The sequence below is a fragment of the Streptomyces griseocarneus genome, assembly GCF_014655595.1.
Classification (GTDB): domain Bacteria; phylum Actinomycetota; class Actinomycetes; order Streptomycetales; family Streptomycetaceae; genus Streptomyces; species Streptomyces griseocarneus.
This window is the reverse complement of sequence record NZ_BNBL01000018.1, coordinates 95150-114776: the sequence shown is the minus strand read 5'-3', so window position 1 is coordinate 114776 and position 19627 is coordinate 95150. Positions and strand designations below refer to the sequence as shown.

The following is a 19627-nucleotide window of genomic DNA, read 5'->3' as shown; positions in this document are numbered from 1 at the left end:
TGTTTCGGGATGCGACAGGGCAGCCAGATTCTCTCGTATGTTATGGAATCGACCATTCCGTCACAGGTACGTACAGAGAGAGGTTGTTCGGTGAGCGAGAAGAAGACAGGGGTCCTTGGCGGCTTCAAGGCATTCCTGATGCGGGGCAACGTCGTGGACCTCGCGGTCGCCGTCGTCATCGGCGCGGCGTTCACCAACATCGTGAACTCTGTGGTCAAGGGCGTGATCAACCCGGTCGTCGGTGCGTTCGGCACCAAGGACCTCGATCACTACGCGGCCTGCCTGAAGGGCCCCTGCGCGCGCGGCGCGACGGGAGAGGTGACCAAGGGGGTCTACATCCAGTGGGGCGCGGTGCTCAGCGCCTCGCTCACGTTCCTGATCACGGCGGCGGTGGTCTACTTCCTCATGCTGCTGCCCATGAAGCGCTGGCAGGACCGCCAGGCGGCCAGGACCCCGGCGGAGACCAAGCCCGCCGAGCCGACGGAGATCGAGCTGCTGGCCCAGATCCGCGACACCCTGATCGAGCAGCGCCGGGGTCCGGGCTCGGACTCGGTGCCGGCCCCCCGCTAGAGCGGCGCGCGGCGGCCCCCGCCCCGCCCGTCAGACGTGGTGGGGCGGCTTCTCGTCCAGGAAGCGGGCCAGGTCGGCGGCGCTGTCGCCGCCACCGGAGGCCGGGCGGTCGCCCCACCCACGGTCGGTGTCGTCCGAGGACTGCTGCGACAGCGGGTCGTCGAAGATCAGCGCGGCTGCGGTGGCCGGGTCACGCCGGGGCGCGCGCGGTTCGGGGGCGGTACTCATGCCTCCAGGGTACGGGCGGCCCCCGCGACCGGCGTTCGGCGGGCGGCGGGCGGGCGCCCCGGCGACAATCGCCCTATGAGCGAGGAATCGCCTCCCGCCCGGCGCCACGGCCTGCTGCGCCGCATGACCGAGCGCGGGCGCGAGGAGGAGCACCGGACGGCCACCCCGCTGGAGCTCTTCTTCGACCTCTGTTTCGTGGTCGCGGTCGCCCAGGCCGGCAGGCAGCTGGTGCACGCGCTGGCGGAGGGCCACCCGGGCCACGGCATCCCGGGCTATCTGATGATGTTCTTCGCCATCTGGTGGGCCTGGGTGAACTTCACCTGGTTCTCGTCCGCGTACGACACGGACGACGCGCTCTACCGCGTGGTGACGCTGGTGCAGATCGCCGGCGTGCTGATCCTGGCGGCGGGCATTCCCCGGGCGTTCAACGACAGCGACTTCACGCTGGTGTGGTTCGGGTATCTGGTGATGCGCCTGGCGCTGGTCTTCCAGTGGCTGCGCGCGGCGCACGCGTCGGCGGGGGCCGAGCGGCAGACCGCCCTTCGGTACGCCGTCGGCGTGTGCGTCTGCCAGGTCGGCTGGCTGGGCCTGCTGCTCCTGCCCGACCACGCCAAGCCGTGGCTCTTCCTGGCGATGGCGCTCGTGGAGATGGCGGTCCCCGTCCTCGCCGAGCTCCGCCGGCAGACCGCCTGGCACCCGCACCACATCGCCGAGCGGTACGGCCTGTTCACCATCATCGTCCTCGGCGAGACGGTGGCGGCCGCCACGACGGCGGTCCAGTCGGCCGCGGACGAGGACGAGGCGCTGGGCACCCTGCTGCCGATCGCGGCGGGCGGCCTGCTGCTGATCTTCGCCGCCTACTGGATCTACTTCGCGGCCCCCATCCACCTCCACCTGGCCTCCAACCGCCAGGCCTTCCTCTGGGGCTACGGCCACTACGTGATCTTCTGCTCGGCGGCGGCCATCGGTGCCGGCATCGAGGTGGCGGTCGAGCAGGTCATCGGCAAGGCCCACATCTCCACCTTCGCGGCGTCGTCCACGGTGACCGTCCCGGCGGCCGTCTTCATGTTCTCGGTCTGGCTCATCCACTCCCGCCACTACAAACGCGGCCCGGCCCAGCAGTTGACCTTGCCGACCGCGTCCGTGGCAGTCCTGGCCTGCACGTTCGCGGGTGATGCGGCGGTGCTGCTGGCGGGGCTGGTGGGAGCGGTGACGGTGGGGGTGGGAGCGGTGCTGGCGGCGAGAGGAGAAACGGCCTTATCCGGGCGGGCACCCCGTGGTACGCATGCCGCATGACCACCACACGTCCCGCCCCGATCCCCGGCCCCCTCGACGCCCTCACGGACGTGCCCGGACTGCTCGTGGGCCACGCGCAGCGAATCGGCGACCGCGCCCTGACCGGCACCACCGTCGTCCTCACCGACCCGGGTACGGGCCCCGGCGCCGGCGGGGCCGTGACCGCCGTCGACGTCCGCGGCGGCGGGCCCGGCACGCGGGAGACCGACGCCCTCGATCCCCGCAACCTGGTCCAGCGGGTGGAGGCCGTCGTCCTGACCGGCGGCAGCGCCTTCGGCCTGGAGGCGGCGGCCGGGGTCATGGCGTTCCTCGAGGCCGCCGGCCGCGGCTTCCGCGTGGGCCCGGACCCGGCCCAGGTGGTGCCGGTCGTCCCGGCGGCGGCCCTGTTCGACCTCGGCCGCGGCGGCGACTGGCGCGCCCGCCCGGACGCGGCCCTCGGCAGGGAGGCGGCCGAGGCCGCGGCGAGCGGTCGCCCCGGTGACCCCGTGGCCGAGGGCAATGTGGGCGCCGGGACGGGCGCGGTGGCCGGCGGGCTGAAGGGCGGCATCGGTACGGCCAGCCTCGTGCTGCCCTCCGGGGTGACGGTCGCGGCCCTCGCGGCCGTCAACGCGGCCGGTTCCGTGGCCGACCCGGCCACCGGCGTGCTCTACGGCCGCTACGTCGAGGGCGGCCGCGTCGAGTACCCGGCGCCGGAGCGCCACGCCGCGGCCCAGCAGGCCCTGGACGCCGCCCGCCAGGAGTCGGCGCGGCGCTGGGCGGCGTCGGCACACCCGCCGCTGAACACGACCATCGCCGTGATCGCCACCGATGCCGTCCTCACCCGCGCCCAGGCGCAGAAGCTGGCGGGGACGGCCCACGACGGTCTGGCCCGCGCGGTGCGGCCCGTACACCTGCTGACCGACGGGGACACGGTCTTCGCCATGGCCACGGGCCGGCGGCCGCTGCCGCACGAGGAACACCTGCCCGGCAGCGCCGACTTCGCGGCCGGCGCGGTCAACGAGATCCTGGCGGCGGGCGCGGACGTGCTGACGCGGGCGGTGGTCAAGGGGGTGCTCGCGGCCCAGGGCGTGGACGGGCCGGGCGGCGTCTTCCCCTCGTACCGCGAGCTCTACGGCCCCGACTGCTGACGTCACGTCAGAGGCCGTGGCGCCGGAGCGGGGTCCTGTCTCAGGCCCGCGGCTTGCCCTTGACGAGGAGACCGGTCAGCGCGCCCAGGAAGGCCACGCCGGCGGCGACCAGAAGGGCCCGCTCCATCCCCTCGAGAAACGTCTGCTCGGCGATCCCCCGGAGCGCGGCCGCGACCCGCCCGGACACCGGCAGGTCCGGGGCCAGTCCGACGGAGACGGCCTCCACGGTGGACTCGTACCAGGCGGGCGGCATGTCCGGCACGGCGGCGTCGGCGAGCCGGCCCGGCAGAACGGACCCGGTGTGGGCGCCGATGACCGTACCGAGGACAGCCGTGCCGAGGCTGCCGCCGACCTGCATGGACGTCTGCTGCAGGCCGCCCGCCACTCCGGACAGTTCGACGGGTGCGCTGCCGATGACGAGCTTGGTCGCCGCGACCATGACGGGGCTGAAGCCCAGCCCGAGGAGGAAGAAGCACAGGCTCGTAAGGACGGTGCCGGCGTGCGCGTCGAGCTGGGAGAGCGCGACCATCGCCGCCGCGATCGCCAGCATGCCGGAGACGACGGGCACCCGGGCCCCGGCCCGGTGCATCCACATCCCCGCGAGCGGCGCCCCGACGATCATCAGCAGGGTCAGCCCGAGCACCCGGACGCCGCACTGCGCCGGGCTCAGCCCGAGCACGTTCTGCAGGTAGAAGACGAGGACGAACGGCGAGCCGACCATCACGAACGCCATCACCGTCATGAGGACCACGCCGGCCGAGAGCTGCACCGAGCGGAAGATCCGCAGCGGTACGAGCGGATCGGCCGCCCGCCCCTGCCACCACACGAACACCGCACCGAGCCCGAGCGCGCCCCCGATGCACCCCACGGTCCGCAGATCACCCCAGCCGTAGCCGGACGCCTTCGTCAGACCCCAGATCAGCGAGCAGAGGGACGCCGAGAGAAGCACCACGCCGGGGACGTCGAAGGCCCCGGACCGGGCCGGATCGTGCACCCGTACGTCCCGCAGGACGAGCAGACCGGCGACGATGGCGAGCGCGCCGACGGGGAGGTTGAGGAAGAAGACCCACTGCCAGCCGACGTGTTCGACCAGCAGCCCGCCGACGATGGGCCCGGCCGCCGTCGAAGCGGCGATCACGCCGCTGCGCACGGCGATGGGCATGTTGATCTTCTCGCCGGGAAACGCCGTGCGGAGCAGACCGAGCGTGGCGGGCTGCATCAGCGCCCCGAACACCCCCTGCAGCACGCGGAAGGCGATCACCCACCCGATGTCCGGCGACGCGCCGATCGCGGCGGACGAGAGCGTGAAGCCGGCGGCGCCGATGAGGAACACCGTGCGGTGGCCGAAGCGGTCGCCGAGCTTGCCGGCGGTGATGAGCAGCGCGGCGACGGCCAGGAGGTAGCCGTTGGTGACCCACTGCACCTGAGCCAGGGAGGCGTGCAGGCGCTCCTGCATGGCGGGCTGGGCGACGGTCACGATGGTCCCGTCGAGCGACACCATCATCGCGCCGACGGACAGTGTGATCAGGGTGAGCCAGGGGTGCCCCCGCAGCCCGCTACGGCCGCCGGGCGATGGCTGGGCGGCGTCGGCGGCATCGGCGTCGGCGTCGGCCGTATCGGCGTTCGATTGAGTCATGATCGAACATCCTGCCGGAACACGGACCGCGGACCGCGTGCGCCGCCGGCAGGAGACTCCGACGGCGCACGCCCGAGAGGGACCGTCGTCTAGCGCTGGACGTTGATGGTCGCCACGCCGACGGGCGCGGAACCCACCTGGTACCGGATCTCCGCGACACCCAGCGGGGCGTCGTTGTCCACGGCGACCTCGGCCCACAGGCTCGTGGTCCTGTCCGGGTCGGGGTAGGCGGCCAGGTCGAGGGGGACGCTCTCGACCGTGAGAACGGTGCCGTTGTTGGAGAGCGTGCCGGGGTACCGGCGCTCGGGGCGACCGTCCTTCTGCACGTAGAGCACGTTGTCCGTGAACCGCACGCCCTCGGGCGCGGTCAGGATGATCGTCTCGGTGCTGACGCGCTGCTTGCCGATGTTGGTCACATCCACCGACGGGTACAGGTACTGCTGCCCGCGCCTGGCCGGCTGCGGGTTCCGGTCCTGCACCGAGACCTCGAGCGCATGCGTCATCTGCACATCGGCGATGACGCCGCCGGTCCAGCTGACGGTCATGTTGGCGGCGGTGGTATCGGAGAACCTGATGACCGTCCACTGGCTCTTGGCCGTGAAACGGGTCACCACCTGACGCCACTGCGGGAATCGCGAACTGTCCGCGCGCAGTTCTTCCTTGCGGTCGATCCTGACTTCCTTCGCCGCCAGCACCAGCGTTTCGTCGGTGCCGTCCAGCGCCTCGGCCTTGATGCCCGCCCAGGCGACGTCATTCCCCGGCCACGGGGCGTACCCGGCCCAGAACGACACCTCGTACGACTCGCCCGGCTCGGTGGCCACCACCTGCTGCAGGTAGCCGGGGATCGTGCGACCGATCAGCTCGACGGCGTTGCCCTGGATCCCCTTCTTCTCCTCCTGCTCGAAGGCGTAGTCGCCCCTGACGATGTCGATCGCCTTGCCCGGGTAGTCGGCGTAATCGCCCTTGAGCGCGTTGAAGGTCCACCCCGGTAAGCGGACGCCCCATTCGACCGCGAGGACCTTCGACTTGCCGGCCTCGTCGAAATTCCAGACCGGATTCCTGGAGAAGTCGCCATTGAATATGAGGTTGCGCGCCATATCAGGCCCCTTTCGAACATGGGTTTTCCGTTTTCGGGCAGGCTCGAGCCCCGATGAATGCTGTCTTCACGCAAGTGAACGCGCAAGGCCGCGTCGCGGCGAGCAACGGATTTCGGTCTCGTCCCTTTCGGGACGCAACGAAGGATCTTCCGGGCCGAATTGTGGCCTGCGGTACCGACGCTGGGGCGTAAGTGGCTGCAGTGGCTCACGAGATTGAACGAGCAACGATTCCACTGAAAGCCACTGGCTTGAATACCGGCCTGACCAGCACAGTCCGGCAAGGAATCGCAGCCACCGAGCAGGGGGATCCATCAAGTGACGTCACTTGTACGGCACATCACCGACCTGGAGCCCGCCCGCGCGGCGGCCGCCACACGTACCGCACGTCCGGCTCGCGCTCCTCGTTGCGCAGGCCGTCCGTGAGCTCGGCCGCCACGAACCCATGGCGCTCGTAGAACCGTCGCGCCGGGCCGTTGACCTGGAACGTCCACAACGACAACCCGGCAGGACGGTGTTCCTTCGCCAGGCCGACCAGCCGGTCGCCGATGCCGTGGCCGCGCAGCGGCGGGTCGACGTAGAGCTGGTCCAGGTCCTCGCCGTCGAGGACCATCATCCCGACGACCGAGTCGTCGACCGTCGCCACCCACGTCTCGTGGCTCGGCACGACGACGTGCGTGATCCACGCCCTGACCTGCGCGTCCGTGTGCGCCCGCCGCACCTGCGGCAGCGCCGTCGCGAAGGAACGCAACCACACGTCGGCGACAGCACCCGCGTCGGCGTCCGCCGCACGGCGCACGATGAGGTTCTTCAGCTCCATGCAGCCGATGATGACTTGAGCGCCTCGACGAACGTTGCCCACCCCGCCGGTTCGAAGGTCAGCGGGGTGCGTTCGGGGCGCTTCGAGTCACGTATCGGTATGACGCCCGTGGGGGCCAGGGCGGGGGCCCATTCGACGCAGCCGCCGCCGTCCGCGTTGCTGTAGCTGGACTTGACCCATATCGCCTCAGCGAGAATCGAGGTAGTGCTCATGACGGTAGATCCTCCACGATGGCCTGGATGAATGCCCTCGAGTCGCTCGGTGAGAGGGCGAACGCGCCCAGTACCTCGAAGGACCGTTGGTGGCGACTGACGTAGCCCGGTTCTTCCAGCGACTCGATCGTGGTGATGCTCTCCTCGTAGGCGATGACCGTGTCGTCGTCCAGGGTGAACAACACCAAGTGACCGCCCATCAGTGGGTGTTCCCCGTGCGCGAACGGCAGAATCTGCAGGATGCTCGTCGACGTATTGGCCACCTCGGCCAAAGCGGCCAGCTGTGCGCGCCAGACGCGAGGCCCGCCGACCGGACGTCGAAGGACCGCCTCATCGATGATGTACGAGACGTCGGGCGGCGCATCGGACCGTAGGAGCGCTTGGCGGCCCATGCGGACCGCCACCATCTCTTCGATCTTGCTCTCGCTGCGCCTCGGGTCGCTCAGCCGGAAGATCGTGCGGGCGTAGTCCTCCGTCTGGACGAGTCCGGGGATGAAGCACCCGGCGTACTCCTGGATCAGCCGCGCCCGTGTCTCGAGCTCCATCCGGCGCCGGTACTTGTCGGGATGAACGTCATGCCGCGCCAGCGCGTAAATCCGTTCAAAGATGCCGTCCGTCCCGAACGCCGCGTCCAGCTTCGCCGCGAGATCCGGCGGTGGCACATAGTCCGCGATCTCGATGCGCGACAGGTGGCTGCGGCTGTACCGCACGACCTCCGACAGCCCGTCCAGCGTCATCCCGGCCTGCTCCCGGCGGCGCCGGATCTCCGCGCCGAACAGGTGCCGCGCCGACTTCTCCGGCGTGAGTTCCCGTACGCGCCGAGCCATACCCACCGCCCCCCTATCCCATGGTCGGGGTTGGGATCCCATCCCCCTACCGACGGTACGCACAGTGCGCAACCCTGGTCTCTGGCAAAGTAGTTGACCCGCTCGAACGAGTGAACACCCGAACACAATCCGAGGTATTCATGCCCACCCCCCTCCCACAGTCCACTCGCGACCCGTTCGACGAGCCCGAAGCCGCGCCGGTCATCCGTCCTGAGGGGGCGGGTCGCTGATGGGGGTCGAGGCCGAGATCGTGGTCGGGGCCAATGTCGTGGACACCGTCAGCGGCGGGCGGGGGAAGGTGACCGCCATCGACGCGAACCGCATGGCCAGCGTCCGGCACCCCAACGGGACGACGTGGCGTACGCCCGCGTCCAATCTGCGTCCGCCCACCGTGCAGGAGGAGCTCAGCCTGAAGGCGGCCGAGGTGACGTTCGCCCGCCGTTACGGCAGCTGGCCGGACTGAGGCGGGGGTAGGGGTGCGGGCGTGTCCCACCAGCGGGCGTTCGGTCCGGCGGCAGCGGTCGCCCCGCACACCTCGCGCACGACGCCACGCAGCGCGACGATCGCCGGCACTTCCCGCCGCGCCGCCGCCCAGGCGAGGATCACGCTGCACGGCGACAGGTCGACGACGTCGACGTAGCTGATGCCCGGGCGGGGCATCAGCTCGCGCACGTCGGCCGCCGCGAAGGTGATGCCCTGGCCGAGGCAGACGGCGGACATCATGGTGTCGAGGGTGGTCGCGCGGTGGTCCGTGGCCAGGACGGGCGAGCCGTCAGGGCGCGGGTCCACCGACCAGAAGTCGCGGTAGACGCGGGGGACGTGGTCCGGGACGTTGATGAGCGGGATGCCGGCCAGTTCGGCGATGGTCACCCGGTCGCGGCGGGCGAGGGGGTGGCCGTCGGGGAGGCAGACGAGCCGGGGCTGGGTCGCCACCTCCAGGGACTGCAGGCCCGCCGGCACGGGGCCGAAGCACAGGACCGCGTCCACTCGGCCCTCGAGGAGGACCTGCGCCTGCTCGGCGAAGGTGACCTCGCGGAGTTCGACCTGAAGGTCGGGGTGGAGTGCGCGCATGCGCTGGACGATGGCCCCTATGACGGGCAGTGCCACGGCGTACGCGCCGAGGACCGTCCGCCCCGACAGGGTCCGGGTCCGGCGTGCCGACTCCACGGCTTCCCGCAGTCCGTCGGCGGCGTCCACCATGGCGCGCGCGTGCGGCAGGACGGCCTCTCCGGCGGGGGTGAGTTCCACGCGGCGCGTGGACCGTTCGACGAGGGTGAGGCCGAGGCGTTCCTCCAGGGCCTGGATCTGCCGGCTGAGGGCCGGCTGGCTGATGAACAGCCGCTGTGCCGCCCGTCCGAAGTGCAGTTCCTCCGACAGGACGAGCAGCAGCCGCAGTTGACGCACGCTCGGGTCGGACGCGCTGCCCTTTGCCATGCAGGCAACGTTATCAATCCCGCCCGCCCTCGCATGAGTGCTCACTTCCACCCGCTACGGGCGGAAAGGGAGAATGGAACGGCGGGGGGAATCGGGGGGATACGGGGGAAAGCCGTCCGGGGCACCGCGCGTGAGGGCCCGGTCCCCACGGGGGAGGACCGGGCCCTCACGGCTGCGCTCAGTGCGCCGCGGCCGTTTCCTTCCCGGCCGCCGGGGCGTCGGCGGAGGCGTCCGTGCCCTCGGCGTCCTCCGCGCCCCCGGCCGGAGCCGAGGGCTTGCGGGGCAGCGCGAACATCAGGGCCAGGACGACGCAGAGCACCGCGGCCGCCCACCACATGCCATGGCGGAACGCTTCTCCGAATGCCTGGCCCGCCTTGCCCTGGGCCATCTTCTTCTCGTCCAGGGCGTTGAAGAAGACGACCGAGACCAGGCCGAGGCCGATCGCGTTGCCCAGCTGCTGCGTGGTGTTGATCAGGCCGGACGCGGAGCCGGAGTGCTCGCGCGGGACCTCGGCGATGACGGTCTCGGTCAGCGGGGCGACGATGAGGCCCATGCCGAGGCCCATGACGATCAGCGGGAGGGCCATCTGCCAGGGCGCTATGTCCAGCCCGAAGTGCTCGGACTCCCAGATGTAGAGGACGACGCCGGCCATCATGGCCAGCGCACCGGCCTGCAGGACCTTGCGGCCGAACTTCGGGACGAGCTTCTGCACCGAGATGCCGGCCGCCACCGAGACGCCGAGCGAGAACGGGATGCCGGTCAGGCCGGCCCGCAGCGGGCTCCAGCCCAGGCCGATCTGCATGTAGAGCGTCCAGATGAGGAAGAAGATGCCGCAGACGATGCCGAAGGCGATCTCGACGCCGATGCCGGCGGCGAAGCTCTTGACCCGGAACAGCGACAGCTCGACCAGCGGCGACCCGTCCTTGCGGGTCTTGTACCGCTCGTACACCACGAAGGCGGCGAAGACGAGCACGCTGCCGGCCATGCACAGGTGGCCCCACAGCGGCCAGCCCAGCTCGCGGCCCTGGGTGAGCGGGTAGAGCAGCATCAGCAGGCCGCCGGTGGCGAGGACGACGCCCACGAGGTCGAGCTTGAGGGCCTGCGGGGCCTTGGACTCGGAGATGTACTTGCGGCCCAGGATCAGGCCCGCGACGCCGACCGGGAGGTTGACGAGGAAGATCGGGCGCCACTCGAGCCCGAACAGGTTCCACTGGGTCAGCAGCGCGCCCAGGATCGGCCCGGAGACCGCGCCCAGTCCGACGATGGCACCGAAGAGGCCGAAGACCTTGCCGCGCTCGTGCGCCGGGAACGTGGCGTGGACGATGGCCAGCACCTGCGGCACCATCAGCGCCGCCGTCGCGCCCTGCAGGACGCGGGCCGCCACGAGCAGCTGCGGGTCACCGGCCAGGCCGCAGAGCATCGAGGCGAGCGTGAAGCCGGTCATGCCCAGGAGGAAGACGCGGCGGCGCCCGTATATGTCGCCGAGACGACCACCGGTGATCAGGCCGGCGGCGAAGGCGAGCGCGTACCCCTCGGTGATCCACTGCAGGATGCTGAAGGAGGCGCCGATGTCCTTCTGGATGCTCGGCATGGCGATGTTGACGATGGTGACGTCGACGAGGTCCATGAAGGACGCGGTCATCACCACGGCGAGCGCCAGCCAGCGGCGGCGGTCGGCGGCGCCCTCGAGGGGCGGATCGGTGGTCGCGGTGGTGGTCACAGAAGGTGCCTTCCTTGTCGTTCGCCGGGGTTCGTCCGGTGTCGTCCGTGTCGCTCGGAAAAAACTAACCCGTATGTAGGACAAAACGCGTCCTATATCGCTGACACTGTGGAGACCATGACGGACACCCCGGTACGGCTACTGAATCTGTTGTCCCTCCTCCAGACGCCTCGCGAATGGCCCGGCAGCGAGCTCGCGGACCGGCTCGGCGTCAGCGCGCGCACGATCCGGCGGGACATCGAGCGGCTCCGCGATCTCGGCTACCCCGTACAGGCAACGATGGGAGCGGAGGGCGGGTACCGGCTGGCGGCCGGAGCCGCCCTGCCGCCGCTGGTGCTGGACGACGAGGAGGCGGTCGCCATCGCGGTGGGGCTGCGGGCGGGCGCGGGCCATGCCGTGGAGGGCATCGAGGAGGCGTCCGTACGCGCCCTGGCCAAGCTGGAGCAGGTGCTTCCGTCCCGGCTGCGGCACCGCGTCTCCGCCCTGCAGGCGGCGACCGTGCCGCTCACCGGCGGCGACGGCGCGACCGTCGACCCGCGCACGCTGACCGTCATCGCCTCGGCCGCCACCGGCAACGAGCGGCTGCGCTTCGCCTACCGCACGGGCGACGGCACCGAGACCAAGCGGCTGGTCGAGCCGAACCGGCTGATCAGCACCGGCCGGCGGTGGTACCTCGTCGCCTACGACATCGACCGCGACGACTGGCGCACCTTCCGCGTCGACCGGGTGAGCGAGCCGTTCGCCACGGGGGCGCGCTTCGCCCCGCGCGAGCTGCCGGTGGCGGACGCGGCGGAGTTCCTCAAGCGGTCGATGGCCCGGCTGCAGCCGACGTACCGCCTGGTGGCGGCGTTCCGGGCGCCCGTGGAGTTCGTGGCGGCGCGGCTGCCGAACTGGCTGGGCTCCCCCACTCCGGACGGCGACGACGCCTGCCGCCTGGACGTGATGACGTCGGACGCGCTGGAGTGGGTGGCCTTCCGGCTGGCGATGCTGGACTGCGAGTTCACCGTGGAGGAGCCGCGGGAGCTGGTCGAGCGCCTCGAGGAGCTGGGCGCCCGGATCAGCCGCGCGGCGGCCGCGCGCTGAGGGCTCGTACGAGGGCAGGGCGGAGCGCCCGTACGAAGGCAGGGCAGAGCAGAGAAGGGCCCCGACGCAAGGGGGGGAGGCGCCGGGGCCCGGTCTATGAGGGTATGCCCTTTTATGCCGCCGCGTCGAACCCGGTGTCGTGCGCCATCTTCTTCAGCTCCAGCAGCGCGTGCTTCTCGATCTGCCGGATGCGCTCGCGCGTGAGGCCGTGCTGCTTGCCGACCTCGGTGAGCGTGCGCTCGCGCCCGTCCTCGATGCCGTAGCGCGCCTTGATGATCGACGCGGTGCGGTGGTCGAGGCGGCCGATGAGACCCTCCAGCTCCTCGCTGCGCAGCAGCGCGATGACGGACTGCTCGGGCGAGACGGCGGAGGTGTCCTCCAGCAGGTCGCCGAACTGGGTCTCGCCCTCGTCGTCCACGTGCATGTTCAGGCTGACCGGGTCGCGGGCCCAGTCGAGGACGTCGCCGACGCGCTCGGGCGTGGTGCCCAGCTCGGCGGCGATCTCGGCGTGCTCGGGATCGCGGCCGTTCTCGCGGTTGAACTCGCGCTGGACCCGCCGGATGCGGCCGAGCTCCTCGACCAGGTGGACGGGCAGGCGGATCGTGCGGGACTGGTCGGCGATCGAGCGCGTGATGGCCTGGCGGATCCACCACGTCGCGTACGTGGAGAACTTGAATCCCTTGGTGTAGTCGAACTTCTCCACCGCCCGCACCAGACCGGCGTTGCCCTCCTGGATCAGGTCGAGGAGGGGCAGGCCGCTGCGCGGGTAGCGCCGGGCCACGGCGACGACGAGGCGGAGGTTGGACTTGATGAAGACGTCCTTGGCGCGGGCCCCCTCGGCGGCTATCGCCTCCAGCTCCTCGCGGGAGGCGGCGCCGGCCTTGTCACCGCCGCCCTCCAGGCCGTCGAGGATCTGCTGGGCGTAGACGCCCGCCTCGATGGTCTGCGAGAGCTCGACCTCCTTGGCGGCGTCGAGCAGGGGCGTACGCGCGATCTCGTCGAGGTACATGCCGACCAGGTCGCGATCGGCGATCTCCCCGCCTGAGGACACGCGAACACTGCTTGCCTCGTCCGTTCCACCCTTGGCGCTGGTGGTCCGACGACGGGCGACGGCACGGGTTGCCATGCGTACTCCCTTGCGATGAGACGTTCGCGGGGTGGGCCGGGCGACCGGTGGGCGCCCCGTCCGAAGTAAAGAACGGCCGGAATCCGGACAGAATTCCCCGAGGGCTTCTTCTTTTTTGTGATCATGCAGTATCCTGCGCGGCCGCAGCCGGGGCGGCGCCCGGCCCGGCCGGACGGAAGCGCAGGTCAGGAGGGTGGCGGGACGGGCCCCGCATCCCCCGCTTTCCCCTACGGCCATGGCGCCCATGAGACGGCCGTCACATTTCGGCGCCGTCCGCCCGTGGCCGCCCTTCCCTTGCACAGACGCCGCCGGACGGAATCCGGTTGCCCGGAGAAGTCCCGGAAGGTCGGTTTCCCGGGCGGCGGGGCCGGTTTCCCGGGCGGCGTCGCACCAGGTGATCGAGTTGCCGGGCCCTGGGTGCGGGTGTGCGCTGGTGGGACGGAGGGTGAGTGAGAGGAGCCCGTCATGCCGACGCACTCGATCATGCCCGGGCGGCACGTCGCCCACGAAGGCCCCGGCCCGGTCCCGCGGACCGGCCATGTGCGCCATGAAGGACAGGCCTCCCGCGCCGGCCGGGTCGTCCCCGTCGTGGGCGGGGTGGTCCTCGGCCTCTACGCCGTCTTCCTCGCCCACGACAACGGCTACTCCGAGGCCGGCGGCTGGGTGCTGGGCATCATCGCCGGCGCGATCGCGGCCGCCCTGGGCTACGCCGTCATCCACGAGCGCAACCGAATGATCACCGAGGTCCGCGCGGCCGCGTTCGGCGCCCTGTTCGGCGTCTCGATGGGCTTCCTGCGCAGCCTGAGCGGGGCGACGGTCCTGGACTCCTGCTTCGTGGGGCTCGCCTTCGGCCTGGGCATGGGCCTCACGTCGTACTACATCTTCTACTGGCACGAACACTGAACGCGGCTACCCGCCCCCGGCGCACCCAATCGCGCCGGGGGCGGCGCCACGGGATCACCCGAACTGCACCGAGCGCTTGGCCAGCCCCATCCAGAAGCCGTCGATGACGCTGCGCTGGGCGCCGAGGTCGTCCCCGGCGGCGCCCAGGGCGACGAAGAGCGGCGCGAAGTGCTCGGTGCGGGGATGGGCCAGCCGGGCCGCCGGGGCCTTGTGCGCGAAGTCGGCGAGCGCGTCGACGTCCCCGGCCCCGAGCGCCTCGCGCCCCCACGCGTCGAACTCCGCCGACCAGGAGGGCGGTCCCGACCCGGCGTGCTTGAGCGCGGCCAGGTTGTGGGTGAAGAAGCCGCTGCCGACGATCAGCACGCCCTCGTCGCGCAGCGGCGCGAGCCGGCGGCCGATGTCCATCAGCCGCCGCGGGTCGAGCGTGGGCAGCGACATCTGGAGCACGGGTATGCCGGCCTCGGGGTACATCTCGGCCAGCGGGACGTAGGCGCCGTGATCGAGGCCCCGGTCCGGCAGGTCCTGTACGGGCGCACCGGCGCCCCGCAGCGTCCGGCGCACCCGGTCGGCGAGTTCGGGGGCGCCGGGGGCGGGGTAGCTGACGCGGTAGTAGTGCTCGGGGAAGCCCCAGAAGTCGTACACGAGGGGGACGGTCTCGGTGGCACCCAGCGCGAGCGGGGCCTCCTCCCAGTGGGCGGAGATCATCAGGATCGCGCGGGGCCGGGGCAGGCCGGCGGCCCAGGCGGCCAGCTGGCCCGGCCATACGGGATCGTCCGCGAGGGGCGGCGCGCCGTGCGAGAGGTAGAGGGCGGGCATGCGCATGAGGGCCTCCTCGGGCGACCGGGCGGATTTACTTGAACTCTCAAGTTCTACGTCCGACCTTAGTCCAGACTTATTTAGACTTCAAGCAATGAGCTCCGGGCACGCACCGGGGAGGCAGCGAGTGAAACAGTGGATGTCATGAAGAACCGACCCGCGGCGAGCGCCGAGGCCGAGGCCACGTCCGCCGAGACCCCCGGGGCCGCCGCCGAACCCCGCTGGCTGACCCCGGCGGAACAGGACACCTGGCGGGCGTACATGCACGCCTACACGCTCCTCGAGGACCACCTCGACCGGCAGCTCCAGCGCGACGCCGGAATGCCGCACATCTACTACGGGCTGCTGGTCCAGCTCTCGGAGGCGCCGCGCCGCCGGCTGCGGATGACCGAGCTCGCCCAGTCCGCCAAGATCACCCGCTCGCGGCTCTCGCACGCCATCGCCCGGCTGGAGAAGAACGGCTGGGTGCGCCGCGAGGACTGCCCCTCCGACAAGCGGGGCCAGCTCGCCGTCCTCACCGACGCCGGCTTCGAGATGCTGCAGCGGTCCGCGCCGGGCCACGTCGAGGCCGTCCGCGCGGCGGTCTTCGACCGCCTCACCCCGGAACAGGCCGCCCAGTTCGGCGAGATGTGCCGCATCATCGCGGCGGGCCTGCAGCCGGCGGGTGCGGACCTGCCCTGGCTGCGCTGACGCACGGACGTACAGACGTACGGACGCACGGACGGCTGGCTTACGGACGGCTGGCGTACGGACGCACGCGAAGGCCCCCGCCGTCAGTGGCGGGGGCCTTCGCGTGCTGGTAGGTGCCTGCGCGGTGCTACGGGATCAGTGCGCCATCACCGGGACGACGTCCTCGGCGCCCTCGCCGTCGGCCGAACCGGCGACCGGGCCGCCCTGGTGACCGGCGTTGATGGCGACGAGCGCGATGAGCGCGGACAGCACCAGGATGCCGACCGCCCACCACACGGCGGTGGAGTAGCCGTGCACCATCGACTGGAAGGTGAGCAGCTTCGGGTCGGTGCCGGACGCCATGTGGGACTTGAAGTAGTCCGTGGTGGCGCTGGCGGCGATGGTGTTGAGCAGCGCGGTGCCGATGGCGCCGCCGACCTGCTGCGAGGTGTTGACCATCGCCGAGGCGACACCGGCGTCACGGGCCTGGACGCCGTGCGTGGACAGGCTCATGGCCGGCATGAAGGCGGTGCCCATGCCGATGCCCATCAGCACCAGGCCGGGGAGGATGACGGTGGTGTAGGAGGTGTCCAGGTCGATCTGCGTCAGCACGACCATGCCGACGGCCGCGAGCAGGAAGCCCGGGCCCATCAGGAACCGCGCCGGGACGCGGGTCATGAGGCGGGCGCCGATCTGCGTGGAACCCATGATCATCGCGAAGATCATCGGCAGGAACGCGAGGCCGGTCCTGACGGGCGAGTACCCCCGCACGACCTGGAGGTAGTAGGTCAGGAAGAGGAAGAGGCCGAACATCGCGATGCCGGCGAGGGCCAGGGAGACGTAGATGCCGCCGCGGTTGCGGTCGGTGATCACGCGCAGCGGCAGCAGCGGCGCCTTGACCTTCCGCTCGACGAGCACGAAGACCAGCAGCAGCAGCGCCGAGGCGGCGAACAGGCCGAGGGTGCTGCCGGCGGTCCAGCCGTCGGACTCGGCGCGGGTGAAGCCGTAGACCAGCGAGACCAGGCCGAGGGTGGCCAGGATGACGCCGGGGATGTCGAGCTTCGAGGGGTTGCGGCTTCCGGCGGGCTCGTGGACCACGGCGATGGCGCCGAGCGCGGCGACGACGGCGAAGGGGATGTTCACGAAGAACGTCCAGCGCCAGTTCAGGTACTCGGTGAACACGCCGCCGAAGATCAGGCCGACGCCGCCGCCGGCACCGGCGATGGCACCGAAGATGCCGAACGCCTTGGCGCGCTCCTTGGCCTCGGTGAACAGCACGGCCAGCAGCGACAGCGCGGCCGGCGCGAGCAGCGCGCCGAAGACGCCCTGCAGGGCGCGGGCGCCCAGCAGCATGCCGGTGTTGACGGCGGCGCCGCCGAGCGCCGACGCGGCGGCGAAGCCGATCAGGCCGACGACGAACGCGCGCTTGCGGCCCCACAGGTCGGAGATGCGGCCGCCGAAGAGCAGCAGACCGCCGAAGGCGAGGGCGTAGGCCGTGATGACCCACTGCCTGTTGCCGTCCGAGATGCCGAGGTCGGACTGGGCGGAGGGCAGGGCGATGTTCACGATGGTCGCGTCGAGCACGACCATCAGCTGGGCCAGGGCGATGAATATGAGCGCTTTCCAGCGCTTGGGGTCGGGTTGTGTCAGAGCGTCAGGCATGGGTGGGGCCTACCTAGCAGTTGCGGAGAGGTGGAGAAGTCGGACGTGCGTGGTGCCGGTGGTGCGTGGCGCCGGTGATGCGTGGCGCCGGTGATGCGGTGGTGCTCGTACTGCGTGATGCGTGATGCGTGATGCGTGGTGCTCGTGACGCGTCAGCGGTGGAGCACGGAGGATTCCCGCGCCGCACGGCGCAGGTCCTCCAAAGTCGTGGGAGAGCCGGGAAGTTCCGAACGGACCGGGGTCATCAGCCCGTCCAGGAACAGCTGGAGATGGCGCCGCGAGAAGTCCTCGAAGCCGAGGCAGCCGGTGCCCGGCAGCGGTCTGGTGAGCTGAGTGATCGCCACCATCAGGTCACCGATGGCCACATCGGGGCGCAGCTGACCGGACGCATGCGCTGCGTCGACCAGCGCCCCGATTCCGGTCTCCAGGCGCTCGCGCGCCACGACGTGGTCGGGGTGGTCCTTGTCGACGCCGCCTTCGCGCAGCAGCGGACACAGTGCCCCGATCCGCTCGTCGGCGGCGGCGTGAACGAAGCGCCTCAGCGCGCGGAAAGCATCGGGCTCCTCGGCTCGTGCCCGCTCGGCCTGGTCCGCGATGCGGTCCATGACGGAGAGGGTGACATGGTGGATCAGCTCGCGGCGGTCCGCGAAGTGCCGGTACAGCGTGGCATTTCCGACCCCGGCGCGTCGAGCGATTTCATCGAGCGAGGACTCGACACCGTGTTCGACGAGCGCCTCCCGGGCGGCCGCGACGATCCGTTCGCGGTTGCGGAGCGCGTCGGCGCGAAGACGCGGCTGCGGGGCTGTGACCACGGCCGATCACTCCTTACCTGGGCTTGTCGGGGCCCGTGCGGGCTCTGGGGCTGCGTTCCGGATCGCGTTCGGACGGCGTTCCGGCCGCGTTCCGCAATCGGGGACCGTCTCCCCGTTTGGCAGGAACGCTCAGTTAAACGGGGAGCCACTCCCCGGATATTTCGGTTCCGAATGAGATCCACGTCACATACCGGCCGGATCCCACCCCGGGGGAACGTCTGCGGCCATCTGCCGCAACCCGACAGGCACCCCCCGGCGGCCCGGCAGAGGGTGGGCGGCATGAAGACCCTGGTCATCGCCGTCACGACCGCCGCGGTGCTGGCCCTGGCCGCGCCGGCCCCGACCCGGGCCGAGGAGCAGAGCCCGGCCAACGCCGCGCCGGCCGGCCCGGGCGTACGCCCGTACGGCCCCTGCGCGCTGCGCACCCTGACCCACGACGTCTCCGAGGGCGCCCGCACACCGCGCGGTTTCGCCCCCTCCAACGGCCGGGTCCGCGCCGTCACCTTCTTCATCGACTTCCCCGACGCCCCCGCGCGCATCAGCCCCCGGCAGCGGTACTCCGAGTTCTTCCCCGCCGTCGCCGACTACTTCCGCGCCAGCTCCTACGGACGGCTCGACTACCGCTCCACCCCGGTGACCCGCTGGATCCGCATGTCCCGCCCGTACCGCTCGTACGGCATCACGCGCGGCACGACCTTCGACCCGGCGCGCAACGACGGCTACCACGCGATCGCCCGGGAGATCCTCGACGCGGTCGACGAGGACGTCGACTTCCGGCGCTACGACCTGATCAACGTGCTGGCCACGCCCAACGCCGGGCCGCCCGCCACCCGGGACGTGCGCTCGGTCACCTTCGCCGGCGCGCCCACGGGGCTGGAGACCGACGACGGCGTCGACGTCCAGAACGTGTCCTTCATCTGGAGCCGCCAGACCGGCGACAGCCCCTTCCGCGTCCTCAACCACGAGAACGCCCACAGCTTCGGCCTGCCCGACCTCTATTACGGCGGCCGCGTGCGCGCGGGGCACACCCCGGTGGGCCACTGGGATCCGATGGACGAGGACTGGGGCCCCTCGAACGACTTCATGGCCTGGCACAAGTGGAAGCTGGGCTGGCTCGCCTCGCGCCAGGTCCACTGCCTGGCCCGCCCCGGCACCCGGACGGTGACCCTCACCCCCACCTCGGCGCCGGGCGGCGCCAAGCTGGCCGTGGTCCCCCTCTCCCGGACCCGGGCGATCACGCTGGAGGCCCGCGCCCCCGGCCGGCTCGACCACGCGGTCTGCCGCCCGGGCGTCGTGGTGAGCACGATCGCCTCGGACCTCTCGTCCGGCGCCGGCCCGGTCCGTACCGCCGACGCCACGCCGGGCAGCCGCGGCTGCCACCGGGGCGACCCCAATGTGGCGGCGGGCATGACGGACGCCGCCTACCGCCCGGGCCAGCGCCTGACGACGGCGGGCGTCACGATCGAGGTCCTGACCCGGACTCCGTCCGGCGCGTACCGCGTTGCCGTCACCCGCACCCGCCCGCCGGCCCACCACGCCTGACCCGCACCCGCCGCCCTGCCCCCGCCGCCCGGGCACCCGCTACACTGACG

General features: G+C 71.4%; 20 protein-coding genes. 8 read left to right on the top strand and 12 right to left on the bottom strand.

The window, feature by feature from the left end:
• The first annotated feature begins 90 nt into the window (after positions 1-90).
• Entirely contained in the window at positions 91-570 is a 480-nt protein-coding gene (gene mscL, locus IE295_RS31145) for a large conductance mechanosensitive channel protein MscL (protein ID WP_190067138.1), read from the top strand.
• A gap of 30 nt (positions 571-600) precedes the next feature.
• Here mscL and IE295_RS31140 read toward each other — a convergent pair whose 3' ends face one another.
• Positions 601-798: a hypothetical protein gene (locus IE295_RS31140; RefSeq protein ID WP_190067137.1), complete on the bottom strand. Its 198-nt coding sequence runs from the start codon at positions 796-798 to the stop codon at positions 601-603.
• Positions 799-873: 75 nt separating this feature from the next.
• Between IE295_RS31140 and IE295_RS31135 the strand changes: the two genes are divergently transcribed.
• Positions 874-2094 carry a low temperature requirement protein A gene (locus tag IE295_RS31135; RefSeq protein ID WP_190067136.1) on the top strand — a complete coding sequence of 407 codons (1221 nt, stop codon included), beginning with the start codon at positions 874-876 and terminating at the stop codon, positions 2092-2094.
• Positions 2091-3221 (top strand): P1 family peptidase, encoded by a 1131-nt coding sequence (locus tag IE295_RS31130; protein ID WP_190067135.1) that lies wholly within the window; start codon positions 2091-2093, stop codon positions 3219-3221. Before IE295_RS31135 ends, IE295_RS31130 begins: the two co-directional genes overlap by 4 nt.
• A gap of 40 nt (positions 3222-3261) precedes the next feature.
• On the opposite strand, the gene IE295_RS31125 is transcribed toward IE295_RS31130, so the two are convergent.
• The 5 genes from IE295_RS31125 to IE295_RS31105 form a co-directional block, all read right to left on the bottom strand.
• Positions 3262-4857: a DHA2 family efflux MFS transporter permease subunit gene (locus IE295_RS31125; RefSeq protein WP_190067134.1), complete on the bottom strand. Its 1596-nt coding sequence runs from the start codon at positions 4855-4857 to the stop codon at positions 3262-3264.
• 89 nt (positions 4858-4946) lie between these two features.
• Positions 4947-5954, bottom strand: a complete 1008-nt coding sequence (locus IE295_RS31120) for a hypothetical protein (RefSeq protein WP_190067133.1) — start codon at positions 5952-5954, stop codon at positions 4947-4949.
• A gap of 337 nt (positions 5955-6291) precedes the next feature.
• Positions 6292-6771: a GNAT family N-acetyltransferase gene (locus IE295_RS31115; RefSeq protein ID WP_190067132.1), complete on the bottom strand. Its 480-nt coding sequence runs from the start codon at positions 6769-6771 to the stop codon at positions 6292-6294.
• Positions 6762-6983, bottom strand: coding sequence for a DUF397 domain-containing protein (locus IE295_RS31110; RefSeq protein ID WP_190067131.1), 222 nt, complete (start codon positions 6981-6983; stop codon positions 6762-6764). The genes IE295_RS31115 and IE295_RS31110 overlap by 10 nt, the downstream gene beginning before the upstream one ends.
• Positions 6980-7810, bottom strand: coding sequence for a helix-turn-helix domain-containing protein (locus IE295_RS31105; protein WP_190067130.1), 831 nt, complete (start codon positions 7808-7810; stop codon positions 6980-6982). Before IE295_RS31105 ends, IE295_RS31110 begins: the two co-directional genes overlap by 4 nt.
• 229 nt (positions 7811-8039) lie before the next feature.
• On the opposite strand from IE295_RS31105, the gene IE295_RS31100 reads away from it, so the two are divergent.
• Positions 8040-8273 carry a hypothetical protein gene (locus IE295_RS31100; protein WP_190067129.1) on the top strand — a complete coding sequence of 78 codons (234 nt, stop codon included), beginning with the start codon at positions 8040-8042 and terminating at the stop codon, positions 8271-8273.
• Here the strand turns inward: IE295_RS31100 and IE295_RS31095 are convergent.
• Both IE295_RS31095 and IE295_RS31090 read right to left on the bottom strand, forming a co-directional pair.
• On the bottom strand, positions 8252-9244 hold the full coding sequence (locus IE295_RS31095) for a LysR family transcriptional regulator (protein ID WP_190067128.1): 993 nt from the start codon (positions 9242-9244) through the stop codon (positions 8252-8254). The two genes, IE295_RS31100 and IE295_RS31095, sit on opposite strands and share 22 nt — an antisense overlap.
• 178 nt (positions 9245-9422) lie before the next feature.
• Positions 9423-10886, bottom strand: coding sequence for an MFS transporter (locus IE295_RS31090; RefSeq protein WP_190067161.1), 1464 nt, complete (start codon positions 10884-10886; stop codon positions 9423-9425).
• A gap of 195 nt (positions 10887-11081) precedes the next feature.
• On the opposite strand from IE295_RS31090, the gene IE295_RS31085 reads away from it, so the two are divergent.
• A complete protein-coding gene (locus IE295_RS31085; RefSeq protein WP_190067127.1) occupies positions 11082-12047 on the top strand; it encodes a helix-turn-helix transcriptional regulator in 966 nt (321 codons plus the stop codon).
• Between the two features lie 112 nt (positions 12048-12159).
• On the opposite strand, the gene IE295_RS31080 is transcribed toward IE295_RS31085, so the two are convergent.
• Entirely contained in the window at positions 12160-13173 is a 1014-nt protein-coding gene (locus IE295_RS31080; protein ID WP_190067126.1) for a sigma-70 family RNA polymerase sigma factor, read from the bottom strand.
• Between the two features lie 465 nt (positions 13174-13638).
• Between IE295_RS31080 and IE295_RS31075 the strand changes: the two genes are divergently transcribed.
• A complete protein-coding gene (locus IE295_RS31075) occupies positions 13639-14076 on the top strand; it encodes a hypothetical protein (RefSeq protein ID WP_190067125.1) in 438 nt (145 codons plus the stop codon).
• Between the two features lie 54 nt (positions 14077-14130).
• Here the strand turns inward: IE295_RS31075 and IE295_RS31070 are convergent, their stop codons facing one another.
• Entirely contained in the window at positions 14131-14892 is a 762-nt protein-coding gene (locus tag IE295_RS31070) for a dioxygenase family protein (protein WP_190067160.1), read from the bottom strand.
• 144 nt (positions 14893-15036) lie between these two features.
• On the opposite strand from IE295_RS31070, the gene IE295_RS31065 reads away from it, so the two are divergent.
• Positions 15037-15582, top strand: coding sequence for a MarR family winged helix-turn-helix transcriptional regulator (locus IE295_RS31065; RefSeq protein ID WP_190067124.1), 546 nt, complete (start codon positions 15037-15039; stop codon positions 15580-15582).
• A gap of 135 nt (positions 15583-15717) precedes the next feature.
• On the opposite strand, the gene IE295_RS31060 is transcribed toward IE295_RS31065, so the two are convergent.
• Positions 15718-17223 (bottom strand): MFS transporter, encoded by a 1506-nt coding sequence (locus tag IE295_RS31060; RefSeq protein ID WP_190067123.1) that lies wholly within the window; start codon positions 17221-17223, stop codon positions 15718-15720.
• Positions 17224-17375: 152 nt separating this feature from the next.
• Positions 17376-18035 (bottom strand): TetR/AcrR family transcriptional regulator, encoded by a 660-nt coding sequence (locus IE295_RS31055; protein WP_190067122.1) that lies wholly within the window; start codon positions 18033-18035, stop codon positions 17376-17378.
• Between the two features lie 279 nt (positions 18036-18314).
• On the opposite strand from IE295_RS31055, the gene IE295_RS31050 reads away from it, so the two are divergent.
• Positions 18315-19577 carry a M6 family metalloprotease domain-containing protein gene (locus IE295_RS31050; protein WP_190067121.1) on the top strand — a complete coding sequence of 421 codons (1263 nt, stop codon included), beginning with the start codon at positions 18315-18317 and terminating at the stop codon, positions 19575-19577.
• Positions 19578-19627 lie beyond the last annotated feature (50 nt).